Raw genomic sequence first — 16,319 nt, forward strand, 5'->3', positions numbered from 1 at the left:
CGGCAGCGGGGGGAGGCAGGGGTCGGTCGTTCCCCCCCCCCCCCCCCCCCCCCCCCCCCCCCCCCCCCCCCCCCCCCCCGGGCCGGCGGACTCGGGCGGCGGAGCGTCAGTCCGAGTCCTCGATGCGGAAACCGACCTTCAGACCGACCTGGTAGTGCTCGATCTCACCGTTCTCGATCTGGCCCCTGACCTGGGTCACCTCGAACCAGTCCAGGTTGCGCAGGGTCTGCGAGGCACGGGTGACCGCGTTGCGGATGGCCTGGTCGACGCCCTCGTGCGAGGTGCCGACGATCTCGGTGACCCGGTAGGTGTGGTCCGACATGCGGGTGCTCCTCTCCGCCGCGACACAGGCGTCACGGGTGATTCCACCGTGCCCCACGCCACGGCGGAGCGCGAGACGGCCCGGCGCACCCGCTGCCGCACCCCCTTACCGCGCCACGCTGAGCGACAGGGCGAACCGGCCCGCCCGGTCCGTCCACCAGTGGCTCAACTCCAGCCCTGCCGTGGACAGTTCGGCGCGCACACCGTGCTCGCGGAACTTCGCGGAGATCTCGGTGCGCAGCTCCTCGCCGGCCGCGAAGTCCACGGCGAGGTCGAGCGCCGGGATCTTCACGGTCTGCGCGGCACGGGAACGCAGCCGCATCTCGATCCACTCGTTCCCGGCGTCCCACAGCGCCACGTGGTCGAAGGCGCCGGGATCGAAGTCGGCGCCCAGTTCCCGGTTGACGACGCTCAGCACGTTCTTGTTGAACGCGGCCGTCACCCCGGCCGCGTCGTCGTAGGCCCTGACCAGGACCTGTTCGTCCTTGACCAGGTCCGTGCCGAGCAGCAGCGCGTCGCCCGGCGAGAGCAGCGAGCGGACCAGAGCCAGGAACGTGGCCCGCTCGGCCGGCAGCAGATTGCCGATGGTGCCGCCGAGGAACGCCACCAGCCGGGGACCCGGTGTCTCCGGCAGCGTCAGCCCGGCGGTGAAGTCGGCGATCAGCGCGTGCACGTTCAGTTCCGGGCGCTCCGCGCCGAGCGCCTGGCCCGCCTGGGTGAGCGCGCTCTCGCTGACGTCGACCGGGACGTAGGTGTGCAGCCCGGTGAGCGCGTCGAGCAGGTGCCGGGTCTTCTCCGAGGAGCCGGAACCCAGTTCGACCAGGGTGCGGGCACCGGTCGCGGCGGCCGCCTCGCCGGCCCGGGCGATCAGGATCTCCCGCTCGGCGCGCGTCGGGTAGTACTCGGGCAACTCGGTGATCCGCTCGAACAGTTCGCTGCCGTGGGCGTCGTAGAACCACTTCGGCGGCAGCGTCTTGGGGGTGCGGGTGAGGCCCTGGTGGACGTCGGCGCGCAGCGCGGCCTCCGTGGCGTCCTCGGGCAGGGTGCGGGTGAGAAGGAACGGGCTCACGTACGGGGCTCCTTCGCGGAAGCGGGCGATGCCTGCGGTGCGGGCGTCAGGGTGTCGTCGGGCTCCTTGAGCGGGGTGAGCAGTACGTCCGTGCGGCTCGCGGCGAGCAGGGTGCGGTCGGGGACCTCCTGCCAGTGCGGGTCGTCGTCGTAGGGTTCGGAGGCCACGACGGTGCCGCCGCCGGGCCGGGAGAGGTACCAGAGGGTGTCGCCCCAGGCGGTCGCGGCGATGGCCTCGCCGTTGGTGAGCAGCAGGTTGAGCCGGGAGGCGGGGGCCGCCGCGGCGACCTCCAGGACCGTGTCGGCCAGTGCCTGCCCCTCCTCGTCGCCGCCGCGCAGCCGGGCGAGGACCAGCGCCCACACGAGCGCCGAGTCGTTGCGGGCCTCCAGGGACAGGACGTCGGCGGCCGGCAGGCCCTGCACGAGGGGTGCGAGGGAGCCGGGCCAGCCCTTGACGGCGCCGTTGTGGCTGAACAGCCAGGGGCCGGAGGCGAACGGCGCCGCCGCGGCCTCGGCGTCGGCGCCCGACAGGGTGGCGTCCCGCACCGCGGCGAGCACCGCCTCCGAGCGCACGACGCGGGCCAGGTCGGCGAGGGACTGGTCGGCCCAGATGGGGCCGGCCCGCCGGTACCGGGCCGGCACCGGGTCTCCCTGCGCGTACCAGCCGACGCCGAAACCGTCGGCGTTGACCGTGCCGTGACGCTGCCGGCGGGGCGCCCAGGACTGGCGGTACAGGCTGTGCGGCGGCTGGAGCAGCAGCCGGCCCAGCGGCTCCTCGGGCCCCAGATAGGCCAGGTGACGGCACATCAGGCGGCCGCCGAGCGGGCGGTACGGAACCCGGAGAAGATCTGCCGCCGGATCGGCAGGTCCCAGTTGCGGAAGGTGCCCCGGCAGGCCACCGGGTCCACGGCGAACGAACCACCGCGCAGCACCTTGTGCTCGGGGCCGAAGAACACCTCCGAGTACTCCTTGTACGGGAACGCGTTGAACCCCGGGTAGGGCGTGAGGTCGCTCGACGTCCACTCCCACACGTCACCGATCAACTGCCGTACGCCGAGCGGTGACTGGCCCGCCGGGTAGCTGCCGGCCGGGGCCGGGCGCAGGTGGCGCTGGCCGAGGTTGGCGTGTTCGGGGCCCGGGTCGGCGTCGCCCCACGGGTAGCGCCTGGAGCGGTCGCCCACCGGGTCGTACCGGGCGGCCTTCTCCCACTCGGGCTCGGTGGGCAGCCGGCGTCCGGCCCAGCGGGCGTAGGCGTCGGCCTCGTACCAGCACACGTGCAGGACGGGCTCGTCGGGCGGCACGACCTCGGTGACGCCGAACCGGCGCCGCAGCCACTGCCGTCCCTCGCGGCGCCAGAACTGCGGCGCCTCGATGGAGTGGCGGCGGATGTGGGACCAGCCGTCCGGTGTCCACCACCGCTCGTCGCCGTAGCCGCCGTCCTCGATGAACGCCTGGTAGGCGGCGTTGGTCACCGGTGTCGTGTCGATGTGGAAGGCGGCCACCTCGCGCCGGTGCGCGGGGCGTTCGTTGTCCAGAGACCACGGTTCCGTGGAGGTGCCCATCGTGAACGGGCCGCCCGGCACGAGGACTTCGGGCGGTCCGGTGAACGCCGGCCCGGGCGTCGGGTCGGGAGCGGTCAGCGCCTGGGGACCCCGCCGCAGCTGATGGGTGATCAGCATCGTCTCGTCGTGCTGCTGTTCGTGCTGCGCGATCATCCCGAAGGCGAAGCCGGCCTCGGTCAGCCGCGTCCCGTGGAACGCGGTGCGCTCCAGCACGTCCAGCACCCGTCCGCGTACGTCCGCCGCGTACCGGCGCGCCTCGGCGGGCGGCAGCAGGGGCAGGGAGGGGCGTTCGGAGCGCGGGTGCTCGAAGGCGTCGTAGAGGCCGTCGATCTCCGGGCGGATCGCCTCCTGGCCGGCGACGGCCCGCAGCAGCCACTGCTCCTCCTGGTTGCCGATGTGCGCCAGGTCCCACACCAGGGGCGACATCAGCGGCGAGTGCTGCGCGGTGAGGTCGGGTTCCTCCACGCAGCTCGTCAGCAGGGTCGTGCGGTCCCGGGCGGTGACGAGCGTGCTCAGTGCCCGCTCCCGGAACGTCTCCGCGTCGAGGGCGGGGTCGGTCATGTGCGGATGTCCTTCCCGTGCGGACGACGGCTCGCGCCGTGCATCCGGTCCAGCAGATCGTCGGCGGGGCAGCGGCCGCGGCTGACATAGCGGTCCAGGTACGTCCTGACGGCGTCCGTGACCTCGTCGGTGGCGCCGAGCCGCGGCAGGGCCTCGACGGCCGACGTGAAGCAGGTGACGGCCACCTCCCGCAGTTCGGGGTCGCCCAGACCGTGCCGCGCCGCGTCGATCCACAGCGGATTGTGCGGCGCCGGCATCGACAGTCCTCGCTCGACCAGCGGTTTCACCGTCCGGTAGGCGGTCTCGGCGGCCTGCGGGTCGTCGAACAGCGCCATGGTGACGGCGAGCGGCACGATCCACCCGTCGTCGCCGGGCTGCGCGTCCATCATCCGGAACTCCAGATGACCGCGCGGCCTGACCGGCGGGAACAGGGTCGTCATGTGGTAGTCGAGGTCGGCCCGGGTCGGTGGCCTGGGCGTCTTCGACCTGGTCCACTCCCGGAAGGTCAGCCCGTCGGGGATGTCCCACGGCCGGTCGTCCTGCCGTACGCACATCACCGGCGCGTCGAGCACGTGCCGGGCCCAGTTCTCGCGGGGGTCCCCCTCCAGCGGGGGCGCACCCGCGCGGCCGGGGCCGATCTCCGTCCACAGCAGCTGGCGGGTGGAGAGCCAGCCGGTGGGCTCGTGCGCCGCGACGGGGGAGTTGGCGAAGGCCGCCACCAGCACCGCGCCCAGCTGGTGTGCCAGCCACCAGCGCCGCCCGTGCCCGAGCGGCCCCGGCTCCTCGTACCCGGCGTCCAGGCACACCTGGACGGAGGCGGAGGTGCACATCATGGCGCGGCCGGCCGGACCGGTGCGGTCCAGGCAGGCCTCCATGGCGTCGTAGCGGGGTTCGCGCAGGAATCTGCGGGGCGAGTGCCACGGGTCCTGGCCGAGGCCTACGAGACCGAGACCGTCCTCGGCCAGGACCGCGCGGACGGCGGCGAGGTCGGCGGAGACGGTGTCGACGCACTCCATCAGGGAGGCTGCGGGCGGCGAGCTCAGTTCCAGCTGGCCGCCGGGTTCGACGGTGAGTGCCGACTTCAGCGGCACGGTCCGCAGAGCGGCGTAGGCCGCTTCGAGTCGGTCACGGGTGACGGGGAGCTGCGGTGCGCGCAGCTCGTGGACGAGCCATTCCACTTCCACCCCGACGGTGCGGGGCGGGCCGGTCTTGAAACAGATGCCCCGGACCAGTGCCTCCACCTCTGCTTCGGTGAGGGCGGTGCGGGGCTCCCTACAGTCGCTCGCCTGACAGGCGCCTGGTGTGTCGGACATGTCGGAATCCTCCTGAGAATCCACCATGCCACCGGCTCCCGGCCGGGTGGGCCGGGTCGACGGCACTCGTCCCACCCAAGCGGCTCGCGCCGCTCGGCACAAGGGGGCAAATCACCGTAATCGGGGCCGATGATCTCGCTTTCCGGGGTGCTTCCGGGCCTGTCCGGCACGAGTGCCGGGGCGGGCCCGTAGGGAACTCGGGACCGGGAAACTCTGTTGCACCGCATGACCAGCATCGCTCACGATGCGTTCATGAGCACGACGGGGGAGAACGCGCGGCGCGTGCTCATGGCGCCCACGGGGGTGGCGCCATGAGCACGCGGCTGCGCGCGATCGCGAGGGAGACGGAACAGATCGTGGCCGCGGGGGCCTACGACGCCCCGGGCGGGCGCCGGGTGTCCCTCGCGGCGGCCGTGCGGGCGGCCCGCGAGGCCACCCGGATGCACGGGCCGGGGCCGGTGCAGACCCCGGCGGCCGCGCCCGGCGAGCCCCTCGGCACGTCGTTCGAGGTCACCGGCGAGAGCAGCCTGGAGGCGGCCCGCCGGCTCGCGGCCGCGGGTCCGGTGGCCGTCCTGAACTTCTCCTCGGCCCGCAATCCCGGCGGCGGCTGGCTCAACGGCGCCCAGGCCCAGGAGGAGGCCCTGTGCCGGGCCTCCGCGCTGTACGCCTGTCTGGTCGCGGTCCGCGCGTTCTACGACCATCACCGCGCCCACCGCGACCCGTTCTACACGGACCGGGTCATCCACTCACCCGGCGTGCCCGTCTTCCGCGACGACCGCGGCCGGCTGCTGGACGAGCCGTACGCGGCCGGCTTCCTGACCGCGGCCGCGCCGAACGCCGGAGTGGTGCTGAGGACGGCCCCGGAGCGCCGGTCCGAACTGCCGCGGGCCCTCGCCGTCCGGGCCGAGCGGGTCCTGGAGACGGCCGCGGCCCACGGGTACCGGCGCCTGGTGCTCGGCGCCTGGGGCTGCGGGGTGTTCCGGAACGACCCCGCCCAGGTGGCCGGCGCGTTCCGGGCGCTGCTCGGCCCCGGGGGGCGGTTCGCCGGCACCTTCGCGCACGTGGTGTTCGGCATCCTGGACCGCACACCGGGCGGCACGACCCGGGAGGCGTTCCTGCGGGCGTTTCCGGAGGGCCGGATCCGGGCGTGATCCGGCGCGGGTGCCTGCCCGTGCGGGTGGGGCGTCCCAGTGCCGTCGCGGGTGCCTGCCCGTGCGGCCGTCCGGATGCCGTCGCGGGTGGCGGCACCTGTGCGGCCCGGGTCGGCCCTGCCGGAGTCACCTCCAGCCGTAGCGTTCCGCCAGCCGCTGCCTGACCAGGTTGAACCGCATCCGGTCGAGGGCGCACGCCTCCCGGCGCATCCCGTCCTCGTGCAGCCGCAGCACGCGCTCCACGTCCACCCACGAGTCGCGCCCCGACGTGTCCCACGGGCCGCTTCCGATCGGCACCCACTCCCGGTCCCCGTCGTGCCGCTTGCTCGACAGCTGGACGGCGAGCAGGGTACCGGCGGCCTCCCGGGCGACGACGAGCACGGGGCGGTCCTTGCCGCGGCCGTCGTTCTCCTCGAAGGGCACCCAGGTCCAGACGATCTCACCCGGGTCCGGGTCCCCGTCGTGGGCGGGCGAGTACTCCGTCCGCACCCGGCCCACCTCGCGGGGGTCGGCCTGCACGGTCGCGGTGGGACCTGAGCGGCCCGGAACGTCTTCATCGGTAAACGCGGTCACGGGGGTCACGGTAGAGCCTGACCCCCGCGACCGCTCACCTCACCCCTGGGAAGGGGTCCTGGGCCTGTCCTCGTCCTGCTCCACCGGCACCCGCTGCGCCGGAGGCGTCCCGGACCCGTTCAGCGGCGAACCCACCGCCGGCGTCTGCCCGTTCTGGTTCATCGACGCCAGGAGCTGGCGGGCCAGCCCCAGTCCGGTGCCGCCCATGGTGAGGGCCTTGGCGAACACGTCGGCCATGCCGTCGGCCCCGTTGAGCAGGACCATGTTGTCGACGTTGCCGAAGGCCGACGCGCCGGCCCGCACGATCTCGGGCCAGTTCTCGGCCAGTTGCTGCGCCACGACGGCTTCCTGGTTCTCCGCCAGGGCGGCGGCACGGGCCTTGATGGCCTCGGCCTCCGCGAGCCCCTGGGCCCTGGTCGCCTCGGCCGCCGCCAGACCCCTGGCCTGCGCGGCGGCGGCCTCGGCCTCGCCGGTGGCCCGCGTCGCCGTGGCGGCCGCGGCACCCCGCGCCTCGGTCGCCTGTGCCTCCGCGCCCGCGGCCGTCTTCACCCGGGTCGCCTCCGCGGCCGCCGCCAGCTCCGTCTCCTGGGCCTTGGCCTGCGCGCCCGAGATCCGCACGTCCCGCTCGGCCTCGGCCAGGGTGCGCTTCTCGTAGGCCTTGGCGTCCGCCGGCTTGCGGACGTCCGCCTGGAGCTGCTGTTCCCGCCGCTGGGCCTCCAGTTCGGCGACCCGTGTCTCCTGGACGACGACCTCCTGCCGGGCGGCGGCGTCGGCGAGCGGACCGGCCTGCCGGGCCTTGGCGCCCGCCTTGTCGCGTTCGGCCTGGTAGCCCGCCTGGAGGATCTCGCTGTCCCGGGTGGCCTGCGCCATCCGGGCGAAGGACTGCTGCTCCGCCTCGGTGGCCAGCCGGTTGGCCTCGGCCTGCGCGATCCGCGCGTCCCGCTGCACGGCCGCCGCGTGCGGCATGGCGAGGTTCTGGATGTACCCGGTCGGGTCCTCGATCTCGTGGATCTGCAGCGAGTCGACGATCAGGCCGAGCTTCTCCATCTCCGTGCCGCAGGCCGCCCGGGTCTGCCCGGTGAGCTTCTCCCGGTCGCGGATCATGTCCTCGACCGTCAACCCGCCGACGATCGACCGCAGATGACCGGCGAAGACGTTGTGCACCCGCTCCGACATCAGCTTCTGCTGGTCGAGGAAACGCCGTCCCGCGTTGGCGATCGACACGAGGTCGTCGCCCACCTTGAAGATGACCACGCCCCGCACCTTGAGCGGAATGCCCTGGTGGGTCACGCAGTCCACGTGCAACTCGGTCTCGTTCAGGTCGAGCGACAGCTTGCGCACCGCCTGCACGCCCGGCAGTACCAGCGTTCCGCGCCCCGTGACGATGCGGAACCCCATGCCCTCCCCGAGGCCCTCCGTCTTGTGCGTGGAACCGGAGATGATGAGTGCCTCGTTGGGTTCCGCGACCCGCCACATCAACTTGAACAGTCCGATGAGAACGAGGACGGCGACAAGCGCCACCCCCGCAACGACGCCGACAATCATCGGCATACGCCCCCTTTGGATGGTGCCCTTTCGGCACCGAACGAAGGGAGTGTGCTCCTGCCCGGCAGCGCGGAACAGGCACCGGCCCATCCTTGTCGAAATCTTGATACATACGGCGTCACCTGCGCAGAAGCGCGCTCAACTGTCGTATGCGGCCGTCACGTAGACCGTTCTGGGCGGGAGGTACTCCACCACCATCACGACGGTGCCGGACTCGATGCGGCCGGTGCCGGGAGCCCCGTAGGCGAGGAAGTGCTCGGCGCCGCCGCGCACGCGGACGATCACCTCGCCGACCAGCCCGGGCCCGACCGTTCCGGTGACCCGTCCCACGAGTCCCACCATCGACGCATCGTCCATGGTCACAGGGTACGGGCCCGACGCCCTTACGCCACCGGCAGACGCGGGGCCGGCTGGTGCGGCGGCCACGCCTCGAACCAGCGCAGTTCCGCCTCCGTGAGCTGCCGGCGTCGGCAACCCCGTACCGTCCGGGCCCGACCTCAACGGCAGTGCCTGCAGCACCACTTGAGGAGCCGTGACGACGAGGTGTCCAGCGCCGGCCGGGATGAGATCATCCGGGCATGGATGCGAGTGCCCCGCTCACGATGATCGCCGTTCCGCCGGGCCGGGTCACGCTGTCGGACCGGCGGACCCGGCGCCGCTGGGAGGTCGAGGTCGCGCCCTGTGAACTGGCGGCGCACCCGGTCACCCAGGAGCTCTACGCGCACGTGACCGGCCGCCGCCCGAGCACCGCCGAGGGAGACCGCCTGCCCGTCGAGGGAGTCTCCTGGTGGGACGCCGTCCGGTTCTGCAACGCCCTGTCCGCGCGGGAGAGGCTCACGCCCGTCTACCAGGTGGCGGACGACGGGGAGGGCGTCGAGCGGGACACGGCCGCCGACGGTTACCGGCTGCCGGACGAGGCGGAGTGGGAACACGCCTGCCGCGCCGGCACCACCGGACCGCGCTACGGGCCCCTGGACGAGATCGCCTGGTACCGGGGCAACTCCGGGGAGCGGCTCCACGAGGTGGGCGGCCGCCACCCGAACGCCTGGGGCTTCGGCGACACCCTGGGCAACGTGTGGGAGTGGTGCTGGGACCTCTACGACGCCGAGGTCTACGGCTCCTACCGGGTGCTGCGCGGCGGCGGCTGGTTCGACGAGCACTGGAGCTGCCGGGCGTCGGTGCGGCGCCGCAGTCACCCCACCTTCCGGGTGGACGACGTGGGCTTCCGCGTCGCGCGCTCCACGGCGGGCTGAGGTGAGGCCGCCGAGCGCGTCGGCGCGCGGTTCGTCCCGCTGGACGGGAGCGGCCGGTTCAGACGACGGCGTCGGCGCGCAGCGAGGCGATGTCGGCGCGGCTGCGGCCGAGTTCCCCGAGGATGGCGTCCGTGTGCTCGCCCACGGCCGGCACGGGGTCCATGCGGGCCGGCACGCCCGCGAGATCGGCGGGCGGCAGCAGGGCCCGGACCGTCGCGCCGGGTACGGCCACCTCGCGCCAGCGGTCGCGGCCGGCCAGCACCGGGTGGTCGAGGAACGCGGTGACGTCGTTGACCCCGGCGCACGCGACGCCGATGTCCTCCAGGTCCTTGAGGACCTCCTCGGCGTCGGAACGGGCGACGCGTTCGGCGACGACCGCGTTGATCTCCTCGCGGTGGGCGACGCGGTCGGAGCCGGTGGCGAACCGCGGATCGGAGGTCAGCTCCGGCCGGCCGAGGAAGCGGGCGCACAGAGCGGCCCACTCCCGTTCGTTCTGGATGGAGAAGAGGACGTCCTTGCCGTCGGCCGCGGTGAAGGCGCCGTAGGGCGCGATCGTGGGGTGCTGGGTGCCCAGGCGCGGGGGCTGCGTGCCGCCGTAGCGCGTGTAGTTGGCGGGCTGTCCCATCCACTCCGCCAGCGCCTCGAACAGCGACACCTCCACGGGGTGGACGCGGCCCGTGGTGGCGCGGGTGAACAGCGCGGTGAGGACGCCGCTGTAGGCGTACATCCCGGCGGCGATGTCGGCGACCGAGATCCCGACCCGGGCCGGCTCCTCGGGGGTCCCGGTCAGGGACACCAGCCCGGTCTGGCACTGCACGAGCAGGTCGTACGACTTGCGGTCGGCCCAGGGGCCCGAGGTGCCGTAGCCGGAGATGGTGCAGGGGACGAGCCGGGGGTAGCGGCGGGTGAGGGCGTCGGTGCCCAGGCCCAGGCGGCCGGTGGCCCCGGGGGCGAGGTTCTGCACGAACACGTCGGCGCCGTCGAGGAGTTGGTGGAGGATCTCGCGTCCTCGCGGGTCCTTCAGGTCCAGGGTCAGGGACTCCTTGGACCGGTTGAGCCAGACGAAATAACTGGAGTGGCCGTGCACCGTCGTGTCGTAGCGGCGGGCGAAGTCGCCGTCGCCCGGCCGTTCCACCTTGATCACGCGGGCCCCGAGGTCGGCGAGCTGCCGGGTGGCGTAGGGCGCGGCCACGGCCTGTTCCAGGCTGACCACCGTGATGCCGGACAGGGGTGGCTGCGGCAGGCTCATGCGGCCCATTTCTACGGCCGTCTCCGGAGCCCTGTCAACGCCGCCCCCGTCCGTCACCTGCGTCTCACCGGTCCGCGGCGGGCAGTCCCGGCCGCGTCGGGCCCGGTTCGGCCGGGGGCCGGGGCGGCCGTGGCGGGGGCGCTCAGGGCTGCCGGTCCGGGTGGCACAGCACCATGACCGCGCGGGCGACGAGTTCGCCGGCGCCGCCGAGTTCCTCGCGGTAGCGGTCCGTGACCTCCCGGACGGTCTCCACGAAGTCGGGGTCGACGGCGCGGGCGCGGGCCGGGGGAGGCAGCTCCCGGGCCATCGCGCGGCGCCGGGCGAGGAGCGTGATGATCACGTTGTCGAGCCGCTCCATCTGCGCGGGGGACATCCGCGCCGCGGGGGCGGGCTGTGCCGTCGGGGCAACGTGGTCCGTCGTCACGAGGGGTCTCCGTTCTCCTTCGGGATGCGCGACGCGCCCTGGGCGACGCGTCCTTGAGGACATTGCCCCTCCCGGTCGGCGGTGACGCATGCCGGAAGCCCGTGATCCAAAACCCCTCGACCGTGGCCCGGTCCGGCTACGGGCGGGCCAAGTGCCGCATGGTCAGGGCGAGATGAAGCCTGAGCCGGCCCTGGGGCGTGCGTACCGGCCAGCCGAGCAGGTGCTCGGCGTGCGTCAACCGGTCCTGGAGCGTGGAGTGATGGACGTTGATCTCCCTGGCGGCCGCGCGCAGGCTCGCCGTGGTGGCCACCGCGTGCAGGGTGGTCAGCAGCCAGGGCGTGGTGGCGGCGGCCGCTTCGAGTGCCCGTACGTCGGGCGGCGGGTCGGCGCCCGGGGCGACGAGGCCGGCGAGGAGCGCGAGGTCGCCGAGTTCGTCGGCGTGCACGACGGGCCGGCCGGGGTCCTGGGCGGTGCCGTCCGCGGTGAATCTGAGGGCGGTGCGGGCGGCGGCCCAGGAACGCGGCAGCTCCAGCACGGGGACGGCCGGACCCACCCCGAGCCGGCCGGCGAGCGGCGGACCGTCCAGGTGCGCGGGCCGGACGCGTGACCTCATGATCCGCGCACCGGCGACCGGCGGGGGCGCCGCCGTCCGGCGGAACCTGCCCGCCGTCCGGCGGGTGACAGCGGCCGGACGGGCGCGGGCCCCCCGTGGCCGGTCGCGGCACGCCGCGAGGGGACGCCACGACGGCCGCGGGAGGGCCGCCCGGCACGGTGAAGGGGGCGGAGCCCCTGGGCTCCGCCCCCTTCACGGGACCTCGGACGGTGTGCGGGTCAGGCGGCGACGGTCTCGCCGGCGTGACCGTGCAGGCGGCTGACGACCTCGGTCACCTGCTCGACGACCTCGGCGTCGTCGGCCGGGTGGGTCTCGGCGAAGCGGGTCACGGAACCGGGGATGGCGAGCTTGAGGTCCTCGATCACCTTGCCGCCGGCGATGCCCACGGCCTTGCGGGCCTCGTCCTGCGCCCAGACGCCGCCGAACTGGCCGTAGGCGGTGCCGATCACGGCGACGGGCTTGCCGCCGAAACCGCCGGCGCCGTAGGGACGCGACAGCCAGTCGATGGCGTTCTTCAGGACACCGGGGATGCTGCCGTTGTACTCGGGGGAGAAGAGCAGGAACGCGTCGGCCTCGCCGGCGGCCGTGCGCAGCTTGGCGGCGGCGGCCGGAACGGCGCCCTCGACGTCGATGTCCTCGTTGTAGAAGGGGATGTCGGCCAGGCCCTCGAAGATGACCACCTCGGCACCCTCGGGGGCGTGCTTGGCGGCCGCCTCGGCGAGCTGGCGGTTGTGCGAACCGGCGCGCAGGCTGCCGACGAGCGCGAGGATGCGAACAGACATGGGAACTCCAAAGTGCGGAAACACTGCCGTTACGAACCGGACCGAGGTCCGTTTAATGTTGTAGCACTCTAACCGGACCGCGGTCCAGTTTTCTTCCCGATGCTTTACGCTGTCTTCATGTCCGCCGCCCTGCCGCCCTTCCCGACGCCCCAGGAGCCCTTCGAACAGACCGAGTTGCTCCAGCTGGGCTCGGGCGACGAGGACAACCCCTGCCTGCGCGCCGACGCGGCCCGCAACCGGGCCCGGCTGCTGGAGGCCGCGGCCCGGCTGGTGGCGGAGCACGGGGCGGCCGGCGTGACCATGGAGGCGGTGGCCGCGGCGGCCTCCGTGGGCAAGGGCACGGTCTTCCGCCGCTTCGGCGACCGCAACGGGCTGCTGATGGCGCTGCTCGACCACTCCGAGAGGAAGTTCCAGGCCGCGTTCGTCGGGGGCCCCCCGCCGCTGGGCCCGGGAGCGCCTCCCACAGAGCGCCTGGACGCCTTCGGCCGGGCCCTGCTGCGCCGGTCGGTGGACGAACTGGAACTGCAGCTGGCCGCCGAGCCGAGCGGCCACCGCCGCTTCTCCAACCCCCCACGGCGGCTGCTGCGCGGCCACGTCATCCTGCTGCTGCGGCAGGCGGTACCGGACGCGGACTGCGAACTCCTCGCCATGACGCTCATGGCCTACCTCGACCCGTCCGCCATCCACTTCCTGACCGCCGAGTGCGGGATGCCGCTGGAGCGGCTGGAGGCGGGCTGGAGCGACCTGGTCGCACGGGTGACCCGCTGAGCTGAACGCGGGCGGCGGGGATCCGTTCCCGTGCGCACCCGCCGGGTCCCCGCTCGGCTCGCTGCCCCCGGCCTCTGCCAGGATGCCGTACGTCATGGTGCAGATACCGAACACGCCCGCGCCCCCGCCCCCCGCGCCGCGCTCCGTGCCCACGAGCGCCGATGTGGCCCGCCTGGCCGGCGTCTCGCGCGCGACCGTCTCCTACGTCCTCAACAACACCGGCGCCGTCCGGATCAGCGAGCCCACCCGCCGCCGGGTGCACGCCGCCGCCGAAGAACTGGGGTACGTCCCGCACGCGGCCGCCCGCAGCCTGCGCGCCGGACACAGCCGTATGGTCCTCATGCCGGCGCCCTCGGTCCCGGCCGGCCCGCTGTACGGCCGGTTCATCAGCGAACTCCAGGGGGCGCTCGGCCGCCTCGACTACACCGTCGTCCAGTACGGCACGGCCGGCCTGCACGGGGACGAGGCCGCCCGCGCCTGGGCCGAACTGCGGCCGGTGGCCGTGCTGGTGCCCGGCTCGGGCCTCGGCCCGCGGGGGGTGGCGGTCCTCAGGCGCTCCGGCGCCCGCGCCGTGCTCACCCTCGGCCCCGAACCGGTCGAAGGAGCCCACGCGCTGCTCATGGACCACGAGGGCGTCGGCCGCTGCGCCGCGGCCCACCTGTACGCCCGCGGCCGCCGCCGGATCGGCGTCGTGCTGCCCGCCGGAGCCGGTCTCGAGATGTTTTCGCGGCCCCGTCTCGCGGGGGCGCGCCGCGCGCTGCGCGACACGGACGCCACCCTCACCGAACTGCCGCTGCCCTACGAGGAGGAGGCCGCCACGCGACTCGCCGCCCGCTGGCGCTCCCTGGGCCTGGACGCCGTGTTCGCGTACAACGACGAGTACGCGATGCTCCTGATGCGCGCCCTCCAGGACGAGGGCGTCGACGTCCCGCGGGAGGCGGCCGTCGTCGGCGCCGACGACCTGATGCTCGGCCGGCTGCTGCGGCCCCGGTTGAGCACGGTCCACATCGAGCTGCCGGCCGGTCGTGATCTCGCCGAACTGGTGGACCGGGCGGTGCGTGACCCGGACGCCCCGCCCGAGACACACGAGGTGCTGGGCGCGTCGGTGGTGCACCGCGACTCCAGCTGACCCGCTCCTCACCCACCCCGCCGCCGTGGCGCGGAGCCGGTGCGGCTCAGCCTTCGGTCTGCCCGGCCTGACCCTGCTGCTCCTCGACCGACTTGCGGACCTCGTCCATGTCGAGCTTGCGGGCCTGTCCGATGACGTCCGTCAGGGCGGCCTCGGGCAGGGCGCCCGGCTGCGCGAACACGGCGACGCGGTCACGGACGATCATCAGCGTGGGAATCGACTGGATGCCGAAGGCGGCGGCCAGTTCGGGCTGCGCCTCGGTGTCCACCTTGCCGAACACGAGGTCCGGGTTCTCCTCCGCCGCCTTCTCGTAGACCGGCGCGAACTGACGGCACGGCCCGCACCAGGACGCCCAGAAGTCGATCAGGACGAAGTCGTTGTCCGTGACCGTCTCGTCGAAGTTCTCCTTGGTCAGCTCCACGGTGCGGCTCATGCGTGGTTCCCTCTTCCTCGTGTCGGTGACAAGCCGTCGCGACAACACGGCGGGCGGGCCTCGTATTCCGCTCGGTATCCGGCGCTGGTACCCGTGTGGCCTCCGCGCACACCACCCACCAGACTGGCCCCATGACGGAAACGGAAACCATCCAGTACGACGTCGTGGTGCTCGGTGCCGGACCCGTGGGGGAGAACGTGGCCGACCGCACCCGCGCGGCCGGCCTCTCCACCGCGGTCGTGGAGAGCGAGCTCGTCGGCGGCGAGTGTTCGTACTGGGCCTGCATGCCCAGCAAGGCCCTGCTGCGCCCGGTCATCGCCCGCGCCGACGCCCGCCGCGTACCCGGCCTGCGCGGGTCGGTGCAGGGCCCCCTCGACGCGGCCGAGGTCCTCGCCCACCGCGACGAGTACACCTCCCAATGGAAGGACGACGGCCAGGTCGCGTGGCTCGACGGTATAGCCGCCGACCTGTACCGCGGACACGGCCGCCTCACCGGCGAGCGCACCATCACGGTGACCGGCCCCGGCGGCGAACAGAAGGTCCTGACCGCCCGGCACGCCGTCGCCGTGTGCACCGGCACCGGCGCGGTCCTGCCCGACCTGCCCGGGCTCGCGGACGTCCGCCCGTGGACCAGCCGCGAGGCGACCAGCGCGAAGGCGGTGCCGGGCCGGCTGGTCGTGGTCGGCGGCGGCGTCGTCGCCACCGAGATGGCGACGGCCTGGCGGGCCCTAGGCTCCCAGGTCACCCTGCTCGTCCGCGGCAAGGGCCTGCTCAACCGCATGGAGCCCTTCGCCGGTGAACTGGTCGCCGAGGCCCTCGCCGAGGCGGGCGTCGACGTGCGCACCGGCACCTCGGTCGAGTCCGTGACCCGCCAGGACGGCACGGTCGTCGTCGTCACCGGCTCCGGCGACCGGATCGAGGCCGACGAGATCCTCTTCGCCACCGGCCGCGCCCCGCGCACCGACGACATCGGCCTGGAGACCGTCGGACTGGAACCGGGCTCCTGGCTGAGCGTCGACGACAGCCTGCGGGTGACCGGAAGCGACTGGCTCTACGGCGTCGGGGACGTCAACCACCGCGCGCTGCTCACCCATCAGGGCAAGTACCAGGCCCGGATCGCGGGCGCCGCCATCGCCGCCCGCGCCTCTGGCGCCCCCCGCCTGGAGTCCGATCCCTGGGGCGCCCACGCGGCGACCGCCGACCACGCCGCCGTGCCCCAGGTCGTGTTCACCGACCCGGAGGCCGCCGCCGTGGGCCTGTCCCTCGCGGAGGCGGAACAGGCCGGGCACCGGGTCCGGGCCGTCGACCAGGACCTCGCCGCGGTCGCCGGCGCCGGTCTGTACGGCGACGGCTACCGGGGCCGCGCCCGCATGGTCGTCGACCTGGAGCGGGAGATCCTGCTCGGCGTGACCTTCGTCGGCCCGGGCGTCGGCGAGCTGATCCACTCGGCGACCGTCGCGGTCGCCGGACAGGTGCCGATCAGCAGGCTGTGGCACGCGGTGCCCGCCTACCCGACGATCAGCGAGGTGTGGCTGCGGCTGCTGGAGGCGTACCGGGACAACTGACCCCGCGTC

At 73.8% G+C, this 16,319-nt stretch carries 17 protein-coding genes and 1 pseudogene; 5 read left to right on the plus strand and 13 right to left on the minus strand.

Features of this window, described 5'->3' with window-relative positions; translation table 11 throughout:
• Window positions 1-106: 106 nt before the first annotated feature.
• From AC07AZ_RS16105 to egtA, 5 genes are all read right to left on the minus strand, one after another.
• Window positions 107-322: a dodecin gene (locus tag AC07AZ_RS16105; protein WP_478848004.1), complete on the minus strand. Its 216-nt coding sequence runs from the start codon at window positions 320-322 to the stop codon at window positions 107-109.
• A gap of 105 nt (window positions 323-427) precedes the next feature.
• Window positions 428-1,390: an L-histidine N(alpha)-methyltransferase gene (gene egtD, locus AC07AZ_RS16110; RefSeq protein WP_478848006.1), complete on the minus strand. Its 963-nt coding sequence runs from the start codon at window positions 1,388-1,390 to the stop codon at window positions 428-430.
• Window positions 1,387-2,196 carry an ergothioneine biosynthesis protein EgtC gene (egtC, locus tag AC07AZ_RS16115; RefSeq protein WP_478848008.1) on the minus strand — a complete coding sequence of 270 codons (810 nt, stop codon included), beginning with the start codon at window positions 2,194-2,196 and terminating at the stop codon, window positions 1,387-1,389. Before egtC ends, egtD begins: the two co-directional genes overlap by 4 nt.
• Window positions 2,196-3,512 carry an ergothioneine biosynthesis protein EgtB gene (gene egtB, locus AC07AZ_RS16120; protein ID WP_478848010.1) on the minus strand — a complete coding sequence of 439 codons (1,317 nt, stop codon included), beginning with the start codon at window positions 3,510-3,512 and terminating at the stop codon, window positions 2,196-2,198. The genes egtC and egtB overlap by 1 nt, the downstream gene beginning before the upstream one ends.
• Window positions 3,509-4,825: an ergothioneine biosynthesis glutamate--cysteine ligase EgtA gene (gene egtA / locus AC07AZ_RS16125; protein ID WP_478848012.1), complete on the minus strand. Its 1,317-nt coding sequence runs from the start codon at window positions 4,823-4,825 to the stop codon at window positions 3,509-3,511. The genes egtB and egtA overlap by 4 nt, the downstream gene beginning before the upstream one ends.
• A gap of 311 nt (window positions 4,826-5,136) precedes the next feature.
• Here egtA and AC07AZ_RS16130 point away from each other — a divergent pair, with 311 nt between their 5' ends.
• Window positions 5,137-5,976, plus strand: coding sequence for a TIGR02452 family protein (locus AC07AZ_RS16130; RefSeq protein ID WP_478848014.1), 840 nt, complete (start codon window positions 5,137-5,139; stop codon window positions 5,974-5,976).
• 126 nt (window positions 5,977-6,102) lie between these two features.
• On the opposite strand, the gene AC07AZ_RS16135 is transcribed toward AC07AZ_RS16130, so the two are convergent.
• The 3 genes from AC07AZ_RS16135 to AC07AZ_RS16145 all read right to left on the minus strand — a co-directional run bounded on the left by AC07AZ_RS16135 (window position 6,103) and on the right by AC07AZ_RS16145 (window position 8,451).
• The gene (locus AC07AZ_RS16135; protein ID WP_478848016.1) at window positions 6,103-6,549 is read right to left on the minus strand and encodes a type II toxin-antitoxin system PemK/MazF family toxin; all 447 of its coding nucleotides are present in this window, start codon (window positions 6,547-6,549) and stop codon (window positions 6,103-6,105) included.
• A 39-nt stretch (window positions 6,550-6,588) separates the two neighbouring features.
• Entirely contained in the window at window positions 6,589-8,100 is a 1,512-nt protein-coding gene (locus AC07AZ_RS16140; protein ID WP_478848018.1) for an SPFH domain-containing protein, read from the minus strand.
• 132 nt (window positions 8,101-8,232) lie between these two features.
• Complete coding sequence (locus AC07AZ_RS16145) at window positions 8,233-8,451, minus strand: hypothetical protein (protein WP_478848021.1); 219 nt, start codon at window positions 8,449-8,451, stop codon at window positions 8,233-8,235.
• Between the two features lie 221 nt (window positions 8,452-8,672).
• On the opposite strand from AC07AZ_RS16145, the gene AC07AZ_RS16150 reads away from it, so the two are divergent.
• Window positions 8,673-9,347 carry a formylglycine-generating enzyme family protein gene (locus AC07AZ_RS16150; RefSeq protein WP_478848023.1) on the plus strand — a complete coding sequence of 225 codons (675 nt, stop codon included), beginning with the start codon at window positions 8,673-8,675 and terminating at the stop codon, window positions 9,345-9,347.
• 58 nt (window positions 9,348-9,405) lie between these two features.
• On the opposite strand, the gene AC07AZ_RS16155 is transcribed toward AC07AZ_RS16150, so the two are convergent.
• The 4 genes and pseudogenes from AC07AZ_RS16155 to AC07AZ_RS16170 form a co-directional block, all read right to left on the minus strand.
• Window positions 9,406-10,596, minus strand: a complete 1,191-nt coding sequence (locus AC07AZ_RS16155) for a CaiB/BaiF CoA transferase family protein (protein WP_478848025.1) — start codon at window positions 10,594-10,596, stop codon at window positions 9,406-9,408.
• Window positions 10,597-10,738: 142 nt separating this feature from the next.
• On the minus strand, window positions 10,739-11,020 hold the full coding sequence (locus AC07AZ_RS16160; protein WP_478848027.1) for a hypothetical protein: 282 nt from the start codon (window positions 11,018-11,020) through the stop codon (window positions 10,739-10,741).
• A 136-nt stretch (window positions 11,021-11,156) separates the two neighbouring features.
• Window positions 11,157-11,825, minus strand: a pseudogene (locus AC07AZ_RS16165) (helix-turn-helix domain-containing protein); the annotation flags it as partial.
• Between the two features lie 26 nt (window positions 11,826-11,851).
• Window positions 11,852-12,415, minus strand: coding sequence for an NAD(P)H-dependent oxidoreductase (locus AC07AZ_RS16170; RefSeq protein ID WP_478848029.1), 564 nt, complete (start codon window positions 12,413-12,415; stop codon window positions 11,852-11,854).
• A gap of 117 nt (window positions 12,416-12,532) precedes the next feature.
• Here AC07AZ_RS16170 and AC07AZ_RS16175 point away from each other — a divergent pair, with 117 nt between their 5' ends.
• Together AC07AZ_RS16175 and AC07AZ_RS16180 are read left to right on the plus strand one after the other, a co-directional pair.
• The gene (locus AC07AZ_RS16175) at window positions 12,533-13,183 is read left to right on the plus strand and encodes a TetR/AcrR family transcriptional regulator (RefSeq protein WP_478848031.1); all 651 of its coding nucleotides are present in this window, start codon (window positions 12,533-12,535) and stop codon (window positions 13,181-13,183) included.
• Window positions 13,184-13,277: 94 nt separating this feature from the next.
• Window positions 13,278-14,312: a LacI family DNA-binding transcriptional regulator gene (locus tag AC07AZ_RS16180; protein WP_478848033.1), complete on the plus strand. Its 1,035-nt coding sequence runs from the start codon at window positions 13,278-13,280 to the stop codon at window positions 14,310-14,312.
• Window positions 14,313-14,358: 46 nt separating this feature from the next.
• Here AC07AZ_RS16180 and trxA read toward each other — a convergent pair whose 3' ends face one another.
• Window positions 14,359-14,745, minus strand: a complete 387-nt coding sequence (trxA, locus tag AC07AZ_RS16185) for a thioredoxin (RefSeq protein ID WP_478848035.1) — start codon at window positions 14,743-14,745, stop codon at window positions 14,359-14,361.
• Window positions 14,746-14,876: 131 nt separating this feature from the next.
• On the opposite strand from trxA, the gene AC07AZ_RS16190 reads away from it, so the two are divergent.
• The gene (locus AC07AZ_RS16190) at window positions 14,877-16,310 is read left to right on the plus strand and encodes a dihydrolipoyl dehydrogenase family protein (protein WP_478848037.1); all 1,434 of its coding nucleotides are present in this window, start codon (window positions 14,877-14,879) and stop codon (window positions 16,308-16,310) included.
• The last annotated feature ends 9 nt before the right edge of the window (window positions 16,311-16,319 follow it).

This window comes from Streptomyces sp. NPDC043878 (genome assembly GCF_056435735.1).